The sequence below is a fragment of the Bartonella sp. B10834G3 genome, from assembly GCF_016102505.1.
GTDB lineage: Bacteria > Pseudomonadota > Alphaproteobacteria > Rhizobiales > Rhizobiaceae > Bartonella > Bartonella choladocola.
The window spans coordinates 695,174-711,663 of record NZ_JACFOM010000002.1 but is presented as its reverse complement, the minus strand read 5'-3'; the positions used below and the strand labels follow the sequence as shown (position 1 = coordinate 711,663).

The 16,490-nt window shown below is 46.3% G+C and carries 15 protein-coding genes; 1 reads left to right on the top strand and 14 read right to left on the bottom strand.

Annotated features, from left to right (window positions below):
• Window positions 1-2: 2 nt before the first annotated feature.
• The 8 genes from H3S94_RS08550 to pcaD all read right to left on the bottom strand — a co-directional run bounded on the left by H3S94_RS08550 (window position 3) and on the right by pcaD (window position 7,217).
• On the bottom strand, window positions 3-1,751 hold the full coding sequence (locus tag H3S94_RS08550; protein ID WP_198240778.1) for an FAD-dependent oxidoreductase: 1,749 nt from the start codon (window positions 1,749-1,751) through the stop codon (window positions 3-5).
• A gap of 18 nt (window positions 1,752-1,769) precedes the next feature.
• Window positions 1,770-2,807, bottom strand: coding sequence for a Gfo/Idh/MocA family protein (locus H3S94_RS08545; protein WP_198240777.1), 1,038 nt, complete (start codon window positions 2,805-2,807; stop codon window positions 1,770-1,772).
• A 45-nt stretch (window positions 2,808-2,852) separates the two neighbouring features.
• Window positions 2,853-3,686, bottom strand: a complete 834-nt coding sequence (locus H3S94_RS08540; protein ID WP_198240776.1) for a sugar phosphate isomerase/epimerase — start codon at window positions 3,684-3,686, stop codon at window positions 2,853-2,855.
• A gap of 34 nt (window positions 3,687-3,720) precedes the next feature.
• A complete protein-coding gene (locus H3S94_RS08535) occupies window positions 3,721-4,518 on the bottom strand; it encodes a shikimate dehydrogenase (protein ID WP_077992581.1) in 798 nt (265 codons plus the stop codon).
• Between the two features lie 141 nt (window positions 4,519-4,659).
• The gene (gene pcaG / locus H3S94_RS08530; protein ID WP_077992579.1) at window positions 4,660-5,286 is read right to left on the bottom strand and encodes a protocatechuate 3,4-dioxygenase subunit alpha; all 627 of its coding nucleotides are present in this window, start codon (window positions 5,284-5,286) and stop codon (window positions 4,660-4,662) included.
• Window position 5,287: 1 nt separating this feature from the next.
• Window positions 5,288-6,007 carry a protocatechuate 3,4-dioxygenase subunit beta gene (gene pcaH, locus H3S94_RS08525; RefSeq protein WP_077992577.1) on the bottom strand — a complete coding sequence of 240 codons (720 nt, stop codon included), beginning with the start codon at window positions 6,005-6,007 and terminating at the stop codon, window positions 5,288-5,290.
• Window positions 6,008-6,031: 24 nt separating this feature from the next.
• Entirely contained in the window at window positions 6,032-6,427 is a 396-nt protein-coding gene (pcaC, locus tag H3S94_RS08520) for a 4-carboxymuconolactone decarboxylase (RefSeq protein WP_077992575.1), read from the bottom strand.
• The gene (pcaD, locus tag H3S94_RS08515) at window positions 6,420-7,217 is read right to left on the bottom strand and encodes a 3-oxoadipate enol-lactonase (RefSeq protein WP_198240775.1); all 798 of its coding nucleotides are present in this window, start codon (window positions 7,215-7,217) and stop codon (window positions 6,420-6,422) included. The genes pcaC and pcaD overlap by 8 nt, the downstream gene beginning before the upstream one ends.
• Window positions 7,218-7,306: 89 nt before the next feature.
• Here pcaD and pcaQ point away from each other — a divergent pair, with 89 nt between their 5' ends.
• Complete coding sequence (gene pcaQ / locus H3S94_RS08510) at window positions 7,307-8,230, top strand: pca operon transcription factor PcaQ (RefSeq protein ID WP_077992572.1); 924 nt, start codon at window positions 7,307-7,309, stop codon at window positions 8,228-8,230.
• 129 nt (window positions 8,231-8,359) lie between these two features.
• On the opposite strand, the gene pqqE is transcribed toward pcaQ, so the two are convergent.
• From pqqE to H3S94_RS08480, 6 genes are all read right to left on the bottom strand, one after another.
• The gene (gene pqqE, locus H3S94_RS08505; protein ID WP_077992571.1) at window positions 8,360-9,454 is read right to left on the bottom strand and encodes a pyrroloquinoline quinone biosynthesis protein PqqE; all 1,095 of its coding nucleotides are present in this window, start codon (window positions 9,452-9,454) and stop codon (window positions 8,360-8,362) included.
• Entirely contained in the window at window positions 9,451-9,756 is a 306-nt protein-coding gene (pqqD, locus tag H3S94_RS08500; RefSeq protein ID WP_225868089.1) for a pyrroloquinoline quinone biosynthesis peptide chaperone PqqD, read from the bottom strand. The genes pqqE and pqqD overlap by 4 nt, the downstream gene beginning before the upstream one ends.
• On the bottom strand, window positions 9,753-10,511 hold the full coding sequence (pqqC, locus tag H3S94_RS08495) for a pyrroloquinoline-quinone synthase PqqC (protein WP_149866650.1): 759 nt from the start codon (window positions 10,509-10,511) through the stop codon (window positions 9,753-9,755). Before pqqC ends, pqqD begins: the two co-directional genes overlap by 4 nt.
• Window positions 10,504-11,439, bottom strand: a complete 936-nt coding sequence (gene pqqB / locus H3S94_RS08490) for a pyrroloquinoline quinone biosynthesis protein PqqB (protein ID WP_198240774.1) — start codon at window positions 11,437-11,439, stop codon at window positions 10,504-10,506. The genes pqqC and pqqB overlap by 8 nt, the downstream gene beginning before the upstream one ends.
• Window positions 11,440-11,828: 389 nt before the next feature.
• Window positions 11,829-14,276, bottom strand: coding sequence for a membrane-bound PQQ-dependent dehydrogenase, glucose/quinate/shikimate family (locus H3S94_RS08485; protein ID WP_198240773.1), 2,448 nt, complete (start codon window positions 14,274-14,276; stop codon window positions 11,829-11,831).
• Between the two features lie 286 nt (window positions 14,277-14,562).
• On the bottom strand, window positions 14,563-15,600 hold the full coding sequence (locus tag H3S94_RS08480) for a LacI family DNA-binding transcriptional regulator (protein WP_198240772.1): 1,038 nt from the start codon (window positions 15,598-15,600) through the stop codon (window positions 14,563-14,565).
• Window positions 15,601-16,490: the final 890 nt, after the last annotated feature.

Genomic DNA, 16,490 nt, shown 5'->3' with positions numbered 1-16,490 from the left:
GTTTAATCTCCACGGAAACTATTTTTTTGATGTTGTTCTGCGGCATTTTTCCCGATGATATAACCGAAAGTCATAGCCGGCCCTAAAGTAATGCCACCACTCGGATAGGTGCCGCCGAAAATACTGTTCATATCGTTACCGGCAGCGAAAAGACCTTGGATAGGTTCTTCATGCGCATCAAGAACGCGGCCATCCTCATCACAGATGAGCCCGGCAAAAGTGCCAAGACTTCCAGGTACGATTTCAACTGCATAGAACGGAGCCTTGCAGAGTGGCGCTATGCATGGATTGGGTTTGTGATCGGGGTCGCCTTGTGCACGTTGATAAGCCGTTGAACCACGATGAAACTCGTTATCTTCACCACGAACCGCGTCTTCGTTGTAGCGACTGACTGTCTGTTCCAGTCCGATAGCGTCGATGCCGCAAAGTTTTGCGAGTTCGTTGAGCGAATTTGCACGTTTGAGATACCCGTTACGTAACCATTTTGTTAAAGGTACGGGAAATGGTTTGACAGCCCCCAATCCATAGCGGCGCACAAAGTGATGATCGGCTATGAGCCAAGCTTTGACAGGTTCGTTGTGTGGAGTTGCCTCGATAAGCGCGGCTATAAAATCGTAATAGGGACCGTCTTCGTAAACAAAGCGTTTTCCATTTTCACGGACGGAAATAATTCCCGGTTTGCCGCGCTCGACAAGATGCGGAAAACGTCCGACAGTTCCATCTTTTCGCGGTACGAGCGAGACTGGCGCCCATGCACCGGCAGAAAATTGTGTTCTGTCCACAATACCACCGGCCTGTTCTGCGATATTCAGGCCTTCACCGGTATTGCTTAAAGGGGCAGCCGAGTGGTGCGGAGTGCCGTGGGCGACATGAGGAAATAATGCCGCTTGCCTTAATGGATCGTGAGGAAATCCTCCCGTTGCCAATACAACACCATATCGGGCTTTAATGGTTTTTAACTGTCCATTATGGTGAAAAATTGCACCTTCAACGGATTGATTGTTTTTTATTAATGATTGCGCGGCATATTCCGTTAGCAACCGGACATGATGGATGTCGCAAGATTTGAGCAATCGGGCAACCAGTGCGTTGCCATTGACGATTTGCATGGAACGTCCGTATCGGCAAATATCGGCAATATGACGTAACAGGCGTTTTGTGACGTAACGAAAAGCCGCGAAAGAGCGAAAAACAGTCAAAAATGCCCGCATGTCGGCGCCGGCTGCTATTCCCATGCCCAACAAGGTTGTTTCGGGAATTGGTTTGGCGAGTTTGTTGATGAGAGAACCGAGTTCGCGTCCGTTGTAAGGAGCCGCAACAACCGAACGGCCACCTTTTGCAGCGTCTTTCAAATGACCGTGAAAATCAGGTACTGCACTTCCCGGATTAAATGATACCGCAGTCTTTCTCTCAAAGAAGTCGAGCATCTCCGGCGCAGTTTCGAGATACCGGTTGATTAATTTTTCATTATAACGATTGCCGACTATACTGCGGAGGTAACGTTTTGGTGCTTCCTCGTCTTCCGTTATGCCGTCTTTAATCACCTGAGGCGCATGAGGAATCCATAACCACCCGCCTGAATATGCGGTGGTGCCGCCGATTTCAGGTTCTTTTTCGGCTACAATGACGTCGAGACCTTTTGCAGCAGCGGTTACTGCGGTGGAAAGCCCGCCCGCACCGGATCCAATGACAAGCAGGTCACAAGTCAGATCAGAAGGTTTGTTGTATTCGACTGAAGGATCGTTAGGCACAATGAAAATCCTGCAACTTCAATTCAGATAAATGGTTTTAGCTGTTAAGGCCGCTTCTTTGACCGCGAGAGTTGCTCGCAAAGTCTCCAGACCTTCACGTCCGCTCACAAGAGGGACGGCAACATTGGCGATAACATCACGGAAGTTTCGTAACTGGACAATAAAAGGATCAATGCGCTGATATTCAAAACGATTACGAGCGAGTTCATTAAGCCAGCTACGTTCTCCGTTATAGGTCCAATATTCCAGACTTGGTAAAGCCAGACAGCCATGAGTACCGCCGATGAAATAGGCATTTTCCGGATATTGCGGGAAAGCCGCATTTTCTTGCGCGCTCATATCCCAACTCCAAGGTGCGGTGATAGAATCCGAGATTGACAAAGTTGCAATAATTCCGCTTTTAAACTGCAAAATAGCACCGCAATTTTCTTCATTTTCAAAGTTGCGTATCTTGCTGGTGGTAACGGCCTGAACGCTATCAACCTCTCCGAACAAATAACGAAGACAGTCAATATCGTGGATCATATTGACGACGACGGGACCAGCGCCTTTTGCCCGTCTCCAGGGCGTAGCGAAATAATCATCCGGCTTCATGACCCAAAACATGCAATGGACAGCCAGAATATTTCCGAGCTTGCCGGACGTAATTATTTCTTTAGCTTTTTGCAGCAAGGGATTATGGCGACGGTGATGGCCTATAAGGAGGGGAACATGGTTGTTTTCTGCTGCTTCAACCAGCTTCATTGCATCTTCGACATGGTCTGCTATCGGCTTTTCAAGCAAAATCGGTATTTTTGCGTTAACAGCCTCAAGAGCGTTTGAAACGTGATATTGGTTTGGTGTTGCAATGATAATGCCATCAGGCACCATATTTGCTAGCATGGACGAGAGATTATCAAACCAGGGTACGCCGACACTATTTGCATAAACGCGCGCGTCATCGGACGGATCGATAATTGCACAAACATCGACGTTCGGCTCCTTGCCAATAATATCCATATGACGTTTGCCGATAACTCCGGCGCCCATGATAGCTAGCTTTATGGCGTTGTTCATTGTTTTTCCCTTTTAAGGATAACGGCAGCGTCGAACCGGATTTAGTCATTCACGTAATGACCAGCCCCTTCCGGCCTGATCGAGAACCCTTTTGGCTCCTTCTATAGCCAGTCTCGCACAGGCTTCGGGACCTTGTTTTTCAAGAATATCGAGATTGGGAACTTCAAGGCTGATCGGCAAATCTTCGGGAATGGCTTTTACAAGTGAAACAAGATCTATATTGCCGCTGCCAGGCATTAATCGCGCACCCCGTGCGACGGCAATAAGACCGGCATCATCGTGCTTATAAGGTATCGGGCCGTCACAAAGCTGAACATAATGAAGGAATGATGAAGGCAAATTTTCAATGTCTTCCAGTGTCGAGTCACTACGGTCAAAATGCAGCGCATCTATGAGAATGCCAGCGTTTGGCGATTTTATCTTTTCAATGATTGCCCGCGCTTCTTTTATTGATTTGACTGCCGTCCATGGCATGAATTCAAGATCGGCGGTCAGATTGGCGGTGCCGGCCAGCTCGCAAAACTGAAGAAAATTATCGCACAAACGGTTGCGATCAAAATCGTCAGCGGCAACTAGAACGTGCTTGGCGGCAAGCGCATGCGCATTTTCGATAAAAGGTTTGAAACTCGCAACATCGGTTTTATCCTGAAGGCGAACAATTTCCACGTCACCGACTTTGATATTATAGTCTTCAAGTGCCGAGACTGTATCTTTCAAAAGCTGTTTGTCGGTTAACAGAGGATAGGCGGCTTCGGTTGGAGCTGCCGGCAGCATTCTCAATCCGACAGAAGTATATCCGAGCCGTGAAGCAATTTTTATTGTTTCGATCGGCGAAATATTACCGACAGTCAGAAAAGCAAGTGAAAATGTGTGAGCCATGTTGATTCCGTAAAATTGAAAAATATGTTCACGCTTAATCGGCGCGCGTCACGAGAAATTCTATCAGCAGATCTTTGACCTTGTTGAACATATCAAGTCCCACAACGACATTGGAGCCGCGGCTTTTTGCATATTTGATCCAGGCCGTTTCAACGGGTTTTGTGATGACATCTCCAGCCCAAAGCCCATCGGAAAAATTGTCGACCGCAAAGGGAAGCGGGTCGGTTTCTTTCATGCCGGTCGGTGTGGCATTGATGGCAATATCGAACCCTTCAAGATCTCTGGTGCCTGCTATAACCTTACATTTCCCGAGCGAGTTAAGACGATCAATCATTTTAGATTGTCTGTTCTGATCGAGATCAAATACGGCGAGTTCGCCTATTCCGTTGGTGGTAAGCGCATGAGCAATAGCGCTACCGGCGCCACCCAACCCGCATAACAAAGCGCGTTTGCCTTCCAGCGTGCACCCTTTTTCCTTGAGCGCCAAAACATAACCAAGGCCGTCAAGCATATCACCTTCATAGCCATTTTCCGTTACCTTGATAACGTTGACAGCACCGAGAAATTCCGAACGGGGGCTTAATTTGTCACAATAGGATGCAGACGGAATTTTATGAGGTATAGTGACAATTATGCTATCAAGGTTTTGCATAATGCGACAGGCTTTGAAAAATGTATCCAGATCCTTGCTTGCAATATGAGCTGGCACACAAATAGCATTTATGCCTTTATCCTGTAATGATTTGGAAATTCCCTCCGGTGATCGCACTTGCGCGATAGGGTCGCCAATAATAAAATGCAACCTTGTAGCGCCGTCCAGATACTTTATCATTCCGCTCTCCCGTTTTCAGACTGATTTCGTTTTGCGCTCTCCGGGTATTGCCAGGCGAGAAACATCGTTCATAAAATTTGCGTATTGTCGTTATGCCATTGCGGATTGTTAAATCTGCAATGGCAAATTTTGAAACTTGCTTCACATGTCCAGAAAGACAGTTTCATTTTCACCTTGAACGATAATATTGAAGGTGAAGACTGTGACATTATCGCGTTTGGACTTTTTTGCGATCAATGTATTGCGACGCTTTTCAGAATCAATCCGGTTGAGGAGCGGGTCCTGTTTGTTCAACTCCTCCATATCGGAAAAATACGCCCGCGTATGAAGGCCGATATTGATACCCCGTGCACCAACCCAGACCGTTATATGGGGAGCCTGTTTGCGTCCATCGGGGTAGGGGGTAACACCCGGCCGAATTGTTTCAAACCGGAAAAAGGCTTTATCGGCCGATGCCGGCTGTCGTCCCCATCCGGTGAAAGTCGGGTCGGCTTTGCCTCGCGTCTCGTTGACAGAATTGTAAAGCCCGTTGGCATCGGCCTGCCAGATTTCGACCAAAGCATCTTTAATCGGCTCGCCACCGCCGTCAAAAACCTGTCCTTCAAGAATGATGCGCTCGCCTTTTGTTTCATCTGTCAACATTGTCGAACCGAGATCATGGGGATAGACACCATGAATGCCGACATAATTGGGTGTTGCACCGATATGGATGTAGGGGCCAACGGTTTGCGAAGGAGATTCTTTAAGATAATGAAGTTCCTGAACCATATTAATTGCCCTCCATACGATTTTCAAACATTGTCGAACGACGCCCGCGAAGCACAATGTCGAACTTATAAGCCAAAGCATCCATCGGTATTGTTGCATTGCGATCGAGTTTGGCGATCAGCCGGCCGATTGCTTCCGGATCGGGAATCGTTTTGACAATCGGGCACTGCCAGATCATCGGATCACCTTCAAAATACATTTGGGTAATCAAACGCTGGGCAAATGCATGACCGAATAACGAAAAATGGATATGAGCAGGACGCCAATCATTCACACCGTTTGGCCACGGATATGCACCCGGCTTGATCGTGCGGAACATGTAAAAGCCGTTTTCATCAGTAATTGTGCGTCCGCATCCACCAAAATTCGGGTCAATTTCGGCAAGATAGGTTTCTTTTTTGTGCCTGTAACGGCCGCCGGCATTGGCTTGCCAGAATTCAAGTAAAGTACCCGGAACCCCGTTGCCATTTTCATCAAGAACACGCCCGTAAACCACAATGCGCTGGCCGATCGGCGAGCCTGTCTTGGCATAATTGCGGATAAGATCATTATCCAGCTCGCCAAGTATATCGTGGCCAAAAACCGGGCCGGTCATTTCCGAGATTGTCGGCCCCAAAGAAAGCAACGCATTGCGCGGTGACCGTAAAACACTGGTTTTGTATTGAGGTGTATATGCCGGTGGATGCCAATTTCTATCGCGTTGGATAAAACGTCCATTCATTTTTTCCTCCTCCTGTCATTTCAACTATTTCTGAACACCAAGTTTCTGTAATTCCCTCTTGGCTATCTTGATTGCGCTATTGGCACTGGGAACGCCGGCATAAACCGCTACATGCATTAACGCTTCAAGGATGTCCTGAGCGGTAGCACCGGTGTTTTGCGTGGCATTGACATGCATGGCAAATTCTTCCTCGTGGCCCAATGCTGCCAATAAAGCCAATGTCACAATCGAACGTTCCCGTTTGCTGAAGTGTGGGCGGGACCATAAACTGCCCCATGCGCCCTCGGTTATGAATGTCTGAAAATCGGTATCAAACGGCGTTGTATTGGCTACAGCCCTGTCAACATAGGAATCCCCAAGCACCTGTCGGCGCGTAAGCATACCTTTTTCATAACGCTCGTTTTTTCCATTTTCAGCCATGCAATTTCTCCGAAATAAAACTTCTCAATGCCTTTATTGTAAGCTCCGGCTGCTCTATACATGGCAGATGTCCGCAAGCAGCAATGGTTTGATAATCGGCATTGGTAATGAGATCAGCCGTCTGTTTGACCAATTGCGGTGGTGTCGACAGGTCATTCTCTCCGACAATGGCCAATGTTGGCACCTTCAGTTGAGCGGTCTGTGATGTGAGATCACTATCACGCAATGCAAAACAGGTGGCGCAGTAGGCTTTGGAACTGGTCCGTTCCAGCATATTGCGGTAACATGCATAAGCATCAGGTCTCTTCTGCTTGAAATCATGTGTTAGCCAGCGCGTCATGATATTTTTGCCGACAGCAGGAATTCCCCGTTCACGAATAATGGCTATCCGCTCGTTCCATGATTTGTCATCGCCAATTTTTGCAGCCGTGTCCATCAATACAAGTCCGGCAACTTTTTCCGGATGATGATAAGCAAAATTTTGTGCGATAAGCCCTCCGACAGATAGTCCCACAAGTATAATGTCGTCTTTCCATGAAACGGCATCGAGCAGTCGAGACAAATCCTCGGTCAAAAGATCAATCGAATAGGCTTCCTCTTCACCACCGGAAAGCCCATGCCCGCGCTTATCATAACAAAGACACCGGTAATCCCTTGAAAGATCGCTAACAACATCATCCCAAATGCGCAGATCTGTGCCCAGAGAATTGATAAAGACGATGTGTCGATTTTTGTCAGCCCCCCTTATGGAATAATTTACCGCTATATTATTTGCCAAACAAAATTTCATATCATCCTCTCCTATGGATACTCTAAAAGAATTGACAGTTTATGTAAAATGATAAATTATGCTTCTACTATAACTAATAGGTTATATAAATGATAGCTTTCCAACAAATCAGACTTCGTCACTTAAAGACATTCCAGGAAGTTGCGAGGCAGAAAAGCATAAATGCTGCTGCTGACGTATTGGCGATTACGCAACCCGGCGTTTCTAAAACCATTCGGGAACTGGAAACCATTCTTAACACCCAATTGTTCGACCGTAGTCATAGAACACTCCGTCTGACACCGGTTGGCAAGCGCTTTTTGACGCATATAGAAAATTCTATGTTGGCATTGCGTTTGGGCGTGGAAGAAATTGAAGAGACCCACTCGCCGGAAGCAAAGCCGCTTCATATCGGCGCATTGCCGACTGTATCAGCGCGACTGTTACCAAAAGCGATACAACGTTATATTGCTCGTAAAATAGGGGGTAGACCCGTTATCGTAACAGGGCCGAATAATTATTTGATTAATCAGTTACGCGAAGGACGGGTTGATATTGTCATAGGCCGCATGGGCGAACCATCAGAAATGATCGGATTGCATTTCGAGCATCTTTATTCGGAAAAAATCTGTTTTGCAGTACGACCCGAACATCCGCTTCTGAAGAGGGCCAATTTCGATATTGCAGCGATGGGGCAATTCGATTTCATTCTGCCAACCCAACAATCGATTATTCGTCCGGCAGTGGAAAAACTATTGCTGATTTCCGATATGCCTCGTCTCAATATTGTTGCAGAAACTGTTTCGACTGCTTTTGGTCGCTCTTACACGCGTTCGAGCGATACAATATGGGTAATTTCGGAAGGGGTAGTTCTCGAAGATATTCGTGCAGGCTCTTTGGTGGCTTTGCCGGTTGATACATCGGAAACTTTGGGGCCGGTGGGAATGACAATGCGAACGGAAAGCAAGGTTTCACCGGCTCTTGAATTTGTGATGAATGATATTCGTAGAGAAGCGAACAATTTCCATCCTTGATAGACGTTCAAGAAAAAGCTTTAACTATCTGTTTGTAAACTGTTTTTCGTTTACAAAGAAAAGAATGGAAAGCTATGGCGAATGCCTTTCACGACGGGATTTGGTAAATCCGGATAATATTGATTATGATTATTGAAAGAGACCTATGCGGCGGTATTGAAGCGGCGCATTGGCATGGCTTGCTTGCTCTCCCAACTGTTTGATTTTCTGGTGAAATGGTGACTTGATGCAAGCCGGATCCGTGGCCGATGCATCTCCAACCAGTGCCAAAGCCTGACAACGACAGCCACCAAAATCTATATCGCGCCTTTTGCAGGAACGGCATGGCTCCGGCATCCAGTCAAAGCCACGAAATGCATTGAATGCACTCGAATTGTGCCAGATTTCGGAAAGCGTTTTTTCACCGAACTTGTCAAAATGTAATGTTTTAATGGTTTTTGCAGCGTGACAGGGTAGAACTGTGCCGTCGGGAATGACGACAAAAGCATCGCGTGCCCATCCGCCCATACATGGTTTGGGGTAATCGGCAAAATAATCGGGAATAACATAGTCGATATTGATGATACCCCGTAGCTTTTCGCGATATTTTTCGACCTTTTCCATCTGTTTTTCAAAGTTTTCACGCTTGGGCATCAAAGCGTTGCGATTGAGTAATGCCCAGCCGGAATATTGAACATTGGCGATTTCAATGCGTTCGGCATCAAGTTCAAGGGCAAGCTCGAAATAGGCGTCAAGCTCGTCAATATTATACCGATGGATCGGTGCATTCAAAGTGAGTGGAAGCCCCAGTTTACGGACAAGTTTTGCCGTTGCAATTTTCTTCCCGAACGCGCCTTTATAGTGACCTATCAATTCGGTTGTTTGCGGAGTTGTCCCCTGTAACGACAATTGAACGTGATCGAGGCCTGCCTCTTTCAAAGCTTCCAATGTTCTTTCGGGCAAGGCAACACCGGCGGTAATCAGGTTGGAATAGATTGCACTGTCGTGAACGGCTGCAACAATTTCTACAAGATCTTTACGCAATGTCGGTTCGCCACCGGAAAGATGTGCTTGTAACACGCCAAGTTTTGCGGCTTCTTTAAAAAGCTTTTCCCAAAAGTTTTTATCCTGTTCCTGATCGGCTTTCATGAGTTCCAGAGGATTGGAACAATAGGGGCATTGAAGCGGACATCTATAAGTGAGTTCCGCCAGCATACTGATGGGAGGAAAAATTTCTACAGTCATATTTTCACGACAAGTTGGTCGGCCCAATCTTGTAAAAAGGAGTAAACATCATCAATGATTTCGTGAACCGGAGCGTCATAGGTTTCGGATAAAGAAAGAGCAATTTCGCGTGCAGTTTTTGTTCCGTCACAAAGCCGCAATATATCAAGTCCTATATCATTCGGCCAAAATACTTTTTCCGGTGAAAGCAGCGCATAAGCCTTTCTCACCGGCTCATATTGGATTCTCACGTGATGGAACAATTCGGGGCGACTTTCGTCGCTCAGAATTTTTCTATGTTTTGTCAACCGGTCCGTCATCATTCGTTCGAGGTTCCGCGGAATGCACCGGGCGGAATACGGCCGGCTTCCCCGTAAGCGTAATCCAACGCATCAAGCATTGACCAGAGAACGCCGGTTTTAAATATCAATGCATCTATGACAGCCTGTTGTTTTTCCGGCGTATTTGCGTGTTCACGGACATAGGCCAATGAAAAACTTGAATCTTTCGGAGCCTGCGTCAATCGCGGCTTGAAATAGGCCAATGTTTCTTCGCTCACATAAGGATATTTTGCCAAAATACCCGGAACACGCTCGGCGATGATTGTCGGTGAAAACAATTCCGTCAATGAAGAGGCAACACCTTCAAGAAGCGGTCTCTGGCGACAGAAATTGACATAGGCTTCAACGGCAAAACGCGTTGACCAAAGGGCTTGTCTTTCGCTTTTGACAACTTCTTCATCAAGTCCCAGACCGGTTGCGAGTTTTAACCAGCGCGCAACGCCGCCATCCAACCCGTTTGTGCCATCATGATCGGTAATCCGGCGACGCCATTCGGCGCGAAAAACCGGATCTGTGGAATTCATCAGAATTGCCGCATCTTTTCGCGGAATGGCCGCCTGATAACAATAGCGGTTCAATGCCCAGGCCTGAAGCTGCAATTTTGTCATTTTGCCAGCCATCATCATTTTATGATGGGGGTGATTGATGTGATAGCGTTCTTTGCCTATCTGGCGCAGTATTTTTTCAAGCTCGTCAGGTGTAAGGCCGTTACGCGCTATATTATGATAATCAGTCAAAGTTTAACTCCATTCCGTCAAATGCAACTTTCCAGCCCGATTGTTCGACTTTTTGACGTTCAGCCGAATGATCGTCAAGAACCGGATTACTATTATTGATATGGATAAATATTTTTTCAGGAATTGCCGTGTTGCGCCAGGCTTCAATGGCGCCATCTTCACCTGATATTGACATATGCCCCATGCGCTGTCCGGTTTTAGGGCCAAGACCGGCTTTTATCATTTCATCATCACAAAACAGCGTACCGTCAAAAAACAGACAATCACTATTTTCGACCTGACTTTTGACAAACGCGGTCACCTTGGCGCAGCCTGGAATATAGGAAACCGAACGGTTGTTCTTTTTGTCAAAAATTCTGATGCCGATCGTGTCTTCATCTTCGGATCCGAAATTTTTTTTCTTCTTGTCTTCAAGAAAAAGAGCAATTTTTCCGGGAACGGGAAAGGCCTTGATTTGTATGCCTGTCGGTTCATTTTCTACATTACAAATCTTTGTCAACTTATTGACAGACAAGGGTATTTTTTTAACAATTGCCGGATCAAGAATGTTAAATACCGGATTGTTTTCAAGCACATGAATCACACGTTCGGTAGCGTAGATGACAAAGGGCTGTCTCTCGCGCATGGTCAGGAGGCCTGCAATATGGTCAATATCGGCATTGGTGAGAACAACTGCCGAAATCGGGGTTGAACGCAACAGTCCATTCGGGTCGGGAAAAAGTTCCGGCGTTGAATTGATTTGCTGACGCAGATCCGGCGAGGCATTGAAGAGCACCCATTGTTTTTTATCGGTCGAGGCAATGATGCTTGATTGGGTGCGGGCTAAGAAACCGGATTGATGGTTGCGTGCATTGCGGCTCAGATAATAATTGCAATTCCATTGCGGAAAGCCACCGCCGGCTGCTGATCCTAAAACTTTAATATACATAACGAATTGTCTGATGTGGCGATCTGATTAAATTTCCATAATTGCCGGAATATTGAAATAGCTGCCATTTAAACGATCAGGGCAAATATCCGGCTATCGTTCATTTTCAAGATTTCCGGCTGTTCTTGTTACACAGATATGTGCAGGGCAAGTTCAAGCCGTTTTTTAAATGTAACGCCTGCAAAAAGCATGCAGGCGTCACCTTCAAATCAGCGTTTGTTTTTTACTTCCGCAGGTAAATAGCGGGAAATCTCCATTCCTGCAGCGACCTGACACATAGCGGGTTTTTTCCATGTCTTTTTCACAATTTTTCTCCTTCAATATTCGGGTTAGTTGCTCTTGCCGGATAGACCGGAAAGAGCTTTTTTCAAAAAGGAATGTTATCCTTTTTATTTATTATCCGGCAAGCTGTAGGCGATAACCAGATCGGAACGGTTCTTATTGGTTCCTGTACGCGTGGCACCACCCACAACAGCAACGATATACTGTTTGCCATCCTTACCGATATAAGACATTGGTGCACCTTGTCCGCCAACGGGTAGACGACCGCGCCAGAGTTCTTTTCCTGTATCGCTATCAAATGCACGGATGTAATAATCAAGCGAACCATGGAAGAAGGTCAACCCGCCACCGGTAACCAGTGGCCCGCCCATTGTCGGCATTCCGACCGGAATGTAAACGCCGGGAACAAATCCGTGAACCGGTGCATCCTGAATGGAACCAAGCGGTACCTGCCATTTGGTTTTTCCGGTAACAAGGTCGATAGCTGTCAAAGAGCCGAACGGCGGTTTAAAGCATGGTATGCCGAGTGGCGAAACAAACATTGACCTTTCAACACCCCAAGGAGTGCCGGTTTGCGTTGAATATTCGCCTTCTGTGGTCGGCTTCAAACCGATTTTCACAGCGACATCCTGTTTAATGAAACGGCCCCATTGTGCCATCCTTATATCGTTGACAATGAGCGTTCCGGTTGCTGCGTCAATGGCGCCGCCACCCCAGTTCATGCCACCGTAATAGCCGGGGAAGATAAGCGTACGTTTCTTATCCGACAATGGTGTCCATTCGCCTTCCCAACGCATCGACTTGAATGCGATACGGCAGACGAGCTGATCGAAAATGGTTGCACCCCACATATCGGATTCTTTAAGTCTTTCAGTACCAACCGAAAGAGCCGAGAAAGGTTGTGTCGGTGCAACATTCATGCCCGGCATTGCATCTGTGGCAACAGCGCGTTGTTCTACCGGATAGACCGGTTGGCCATTGCGGCGGTCAAGAACGAAAATCTCGCCACGTTTTGTCAACTGGATGACAACCGGTACAACCGAACCATCGGGCCTTGGAAGGTCATAAAGAATAGGTTGTGAGGAAACATCATAGTCGAACTGGTCTCTATTGGCAGTCCGGAAATGCCAGGCTTCCTTACCTGTTTTAATATCTACCGCGACGATAGAGTCGTTATATTCGTCCGAATATGGATGGCGATTGCCTGTCCAGAAATCCGGTGTCTGGTTACCTGTCGGGAAATAGACAAGGTGGAGTTTCGGATCATAAGCGGCAGTGCCCCAGAAATTCGGTGTTTCAGGTGCATAGGTTTGACCTGCAGGCAGTGGAGTGCTGTCTTTTGCACCACGTGCTGCATCCCATGCCCAGAGAATTTTACCGGTAATGGCATCAAAACCGCGAACAACGCCGGAAGGTTCACCAACCGTCAGGTTATCGTTCAAACGCCCGCCAACGACAATCACACCATCAGCAACAAGCGGAGCAGACGTGATATTGTATGAACCCTGATCGCTTGTAGGAGGCTCTTTTGTGAGGCCTACAGTCAGGTCAACAAAACCGTTGTCGCCGAAGCCTTCACAAAGCTTGCCGGTTTCTGCGTCAAGTGTGAAGAGACGTGCGTCGATAGTGGTCACAACAATGCGTTTGAGACAAGCGGAAGGAAGGGCAGCACTGTTATTGCTGCTGTTTCCGTTGTCATCATTTTGAACGGAATGGTTGGCAGAAGCTTGCTGATATTGTTCTGTCAGATCGGTATAGCCGACACCGCGGCATCTCTTCCAGCCTTTTGTACTCTGAAAGATTTGCGGCTTCGGATCATACCGCCATTTTTCGGTTCCGGTCGTCGCATCGAGCGCAATAACTTTATTGAGCGGTGTGCAAAGATAGACCGTGTCATCCACTTTCAGCGGGGTGACCTGATATTCTGCGCCATCAACGGCAAGATCACCTGTGTGATAAGTCCAGGCGACCTTCAAATCCTTGACATTGGATTTGTTGATCTGGTCGAATTGCGCATAACGATTGCCTTTTGTATTGCGTCCCCATGCAGGCCAGTCATTTCCGCTGTCCTTTCCGGCATCGCTATAAACAACCGGCGATTTTTCACCGCTTGCAGTTACCAATGCGTGCGGACGCGGCATATTGGCGAGAACTGCAATAACAGCAATGGCAAGCACAACAGAGCTGACCGTTGCGAACATTGCCGAAAATGATTTTTCACCATTTTTCTTGCGCAAGGCAGGTGAAACAATCGAAACCACCAAGGCAAAAACAAGAAATACCATAATTCTTGGCACAAGCTGCCAAAAATCGAAGCCGACTTCCCAGAATGACCACAAAAGATCAACGATGAGTAGCCCGTAGGCAACCCATAACGCCAATGACCGGCGCCTGAATACATCAAAGCCGATGACCATCATGGCTATGCCTGCAATGGCATAAAACCAGGAACCGCCCAGTGCAATGAGCCAGACACCGCCAATAGTGAGTGCCAGCCCTAATAATAGAGCAATGATCCCCAGGACGCGTAACGTCCAAATTTTCCAATTCGTCATTTATACTCCCAATCTTATTGGATGACCCAAGCCGTTCAACAAATTAAGAACAAAATTCCGGCATATTGCTTTGCTGGATTGTTGTTCGTCTGCTTTATCGACCAGCAATTTTTACGAGAAACAAAGGTTAGAAGCCTTTACAAATTGCGCATGGCTGAAAGTGTTTGTGGCTCGTTTCAGCCTGCGACATTTTGTCTCTAATTTTGTGTAGTCTGACAAGGGCATCGCGGCAAGGCGCGGGGCGTCACTAAAATGACGCAATTGCCGCAACAAAAAACTTGATCTTTCAAATATTTGTTTTGCAAAAAATTTTAAATTCCGGCTGCCTCAGATGTGTTCCATGATTTCCCGCCAGAATCGGGGCTGCGGCATTGGCTATAGCCCATGCAACCTGTGTGTCGGCATCCTGATCCAAAACGAAGTCAATCACGTCTTGTTGAAGAAGGCGTTTATGCTTTTCACTCAATTCGTGACTGATCCATTTTGGCCTTTCGGGCATTGTTTTCAAAATATTGCCAATGACATCGGGTGCATGGACGGTTGTATAAACGCCGACAATATGGTGGTTTTTGAATGCCTGAAGTGCGATTGCACGGGTCATTTCATCATTTTCGGTGGTTTCATTTATGATAACCGGATAGCGGTGGTCGATAATTTGTCGAAATCCGACGACGCGGTCGCGATGTTCCCGTCTTTTGGCAGACCCGTGTATGACAAGAATCTCCCCGTCATTCCTCAGTAACCCGTTCATCAGATGACCGGCAGTTTGTCCTTGAACGAAATTATCGACACCACCATAAAGATGATTGACTTCAACCGGTACGTCATTGACGATGGTTATGATATGTTGCCCGCGCGCCGAAATCTCGCGAAGTGCAGGGATGGCTGCATCGTCCGACTCCGCGGCGATAATAAGCGCATTGCGTTGAAAAGGCGGTTCCAGAATTGCTTTATAAAGGTTGTAGTGATCGCCTTCGGCAATAAGTGTGCGGTGTAACGAAATATATGACGGCAGATTGCGGGCGTGAATTTGCGCAAATGTGTCGATTTCTTTCCACAAAGGTGAATGATTGTGAGGCCCATTTTTAGGAATGATAAGTTCGATACGGTAAGTACCATGCCATATTTCCGGCAGAACGCGCCTCAAACCAAGTTCTCTTGCAGCCGCAATTACTTTTTTGCGTGTCGCTTCCGATACACTTCCACGTTCATTCAAAACCCGATCGACAGTGCTTCGGCTCATCCCCGTCAGTCGCGCTATATCGGATGTATTGACGCGTTTAATTGCTGCTTTTCCCAAGCTTGAATAGGCTATAGCGGACAAAAACTCTTCTCCTGAAACTATCTCTCGAAAACTGGCGTTAAAACACCTTTGAAAAACAGTTCATTTCAATTTCAAAGGCATACGGCTGCACCGAAGCTCGTTAAACGTGCCTTGAATTGGAAATGGCAAGAACACGAACATTTTTCGATTGACGCTTGACACCTCATACTTGGCACTTGATGAAAACGGGAGCGTGATAATAACATAAAGCGTGATTTAAAAATCTATTTTCCGGCACTGTAACAGTTTTTTGAAGAGGTAAAAGCGCGGTGAGAAATAAAACCATGTTGTAATATGACTATCCATTTAGTTAAATAAAAATGAATAATATATATTAATAAAAGATATAAATATAAAAAATAAGTTTTAATTATTATAATGTATTATTTATATATTTGAATTATTTTTTTTAAAGAATTTTATTTGTGATAATATTTGTTTCAGAAATTGAAAAAACTTGACAGTGCGCAGGGGTATTATTTAACTCTATGCATGCCAATAAGTGATAGTGCCGGACATGATGCTTGTTGGGCGAGTATCTGAAATTTTCGGAGACATATATTTTGTCGGGTTTTTTATAGATGCAGTGTTTATTTATATAAGGCTGCTTATCTGAACTCCTGTCATCACTTCCACCTGTCATTTTTAAAAATTCTACAAACACTATAATTTTTGTTCCCATTTCGCAGAACGCATTGGGCTTGATTTGGAAAGCGCTTTGTGAAGCACTTGAGATATGGTTTTTATGTGACTGTTAATCGGTTTCTGATGCGGGCAATTCGTGACCGGCAAACTATAAGGCGATAGAGGCTTTAAAAGCTTCAGTTCATTTTAATGGAGGTGCAATTCGATTTTTAATCGAGACACAATAGTTTTACACAAGGCAGCCT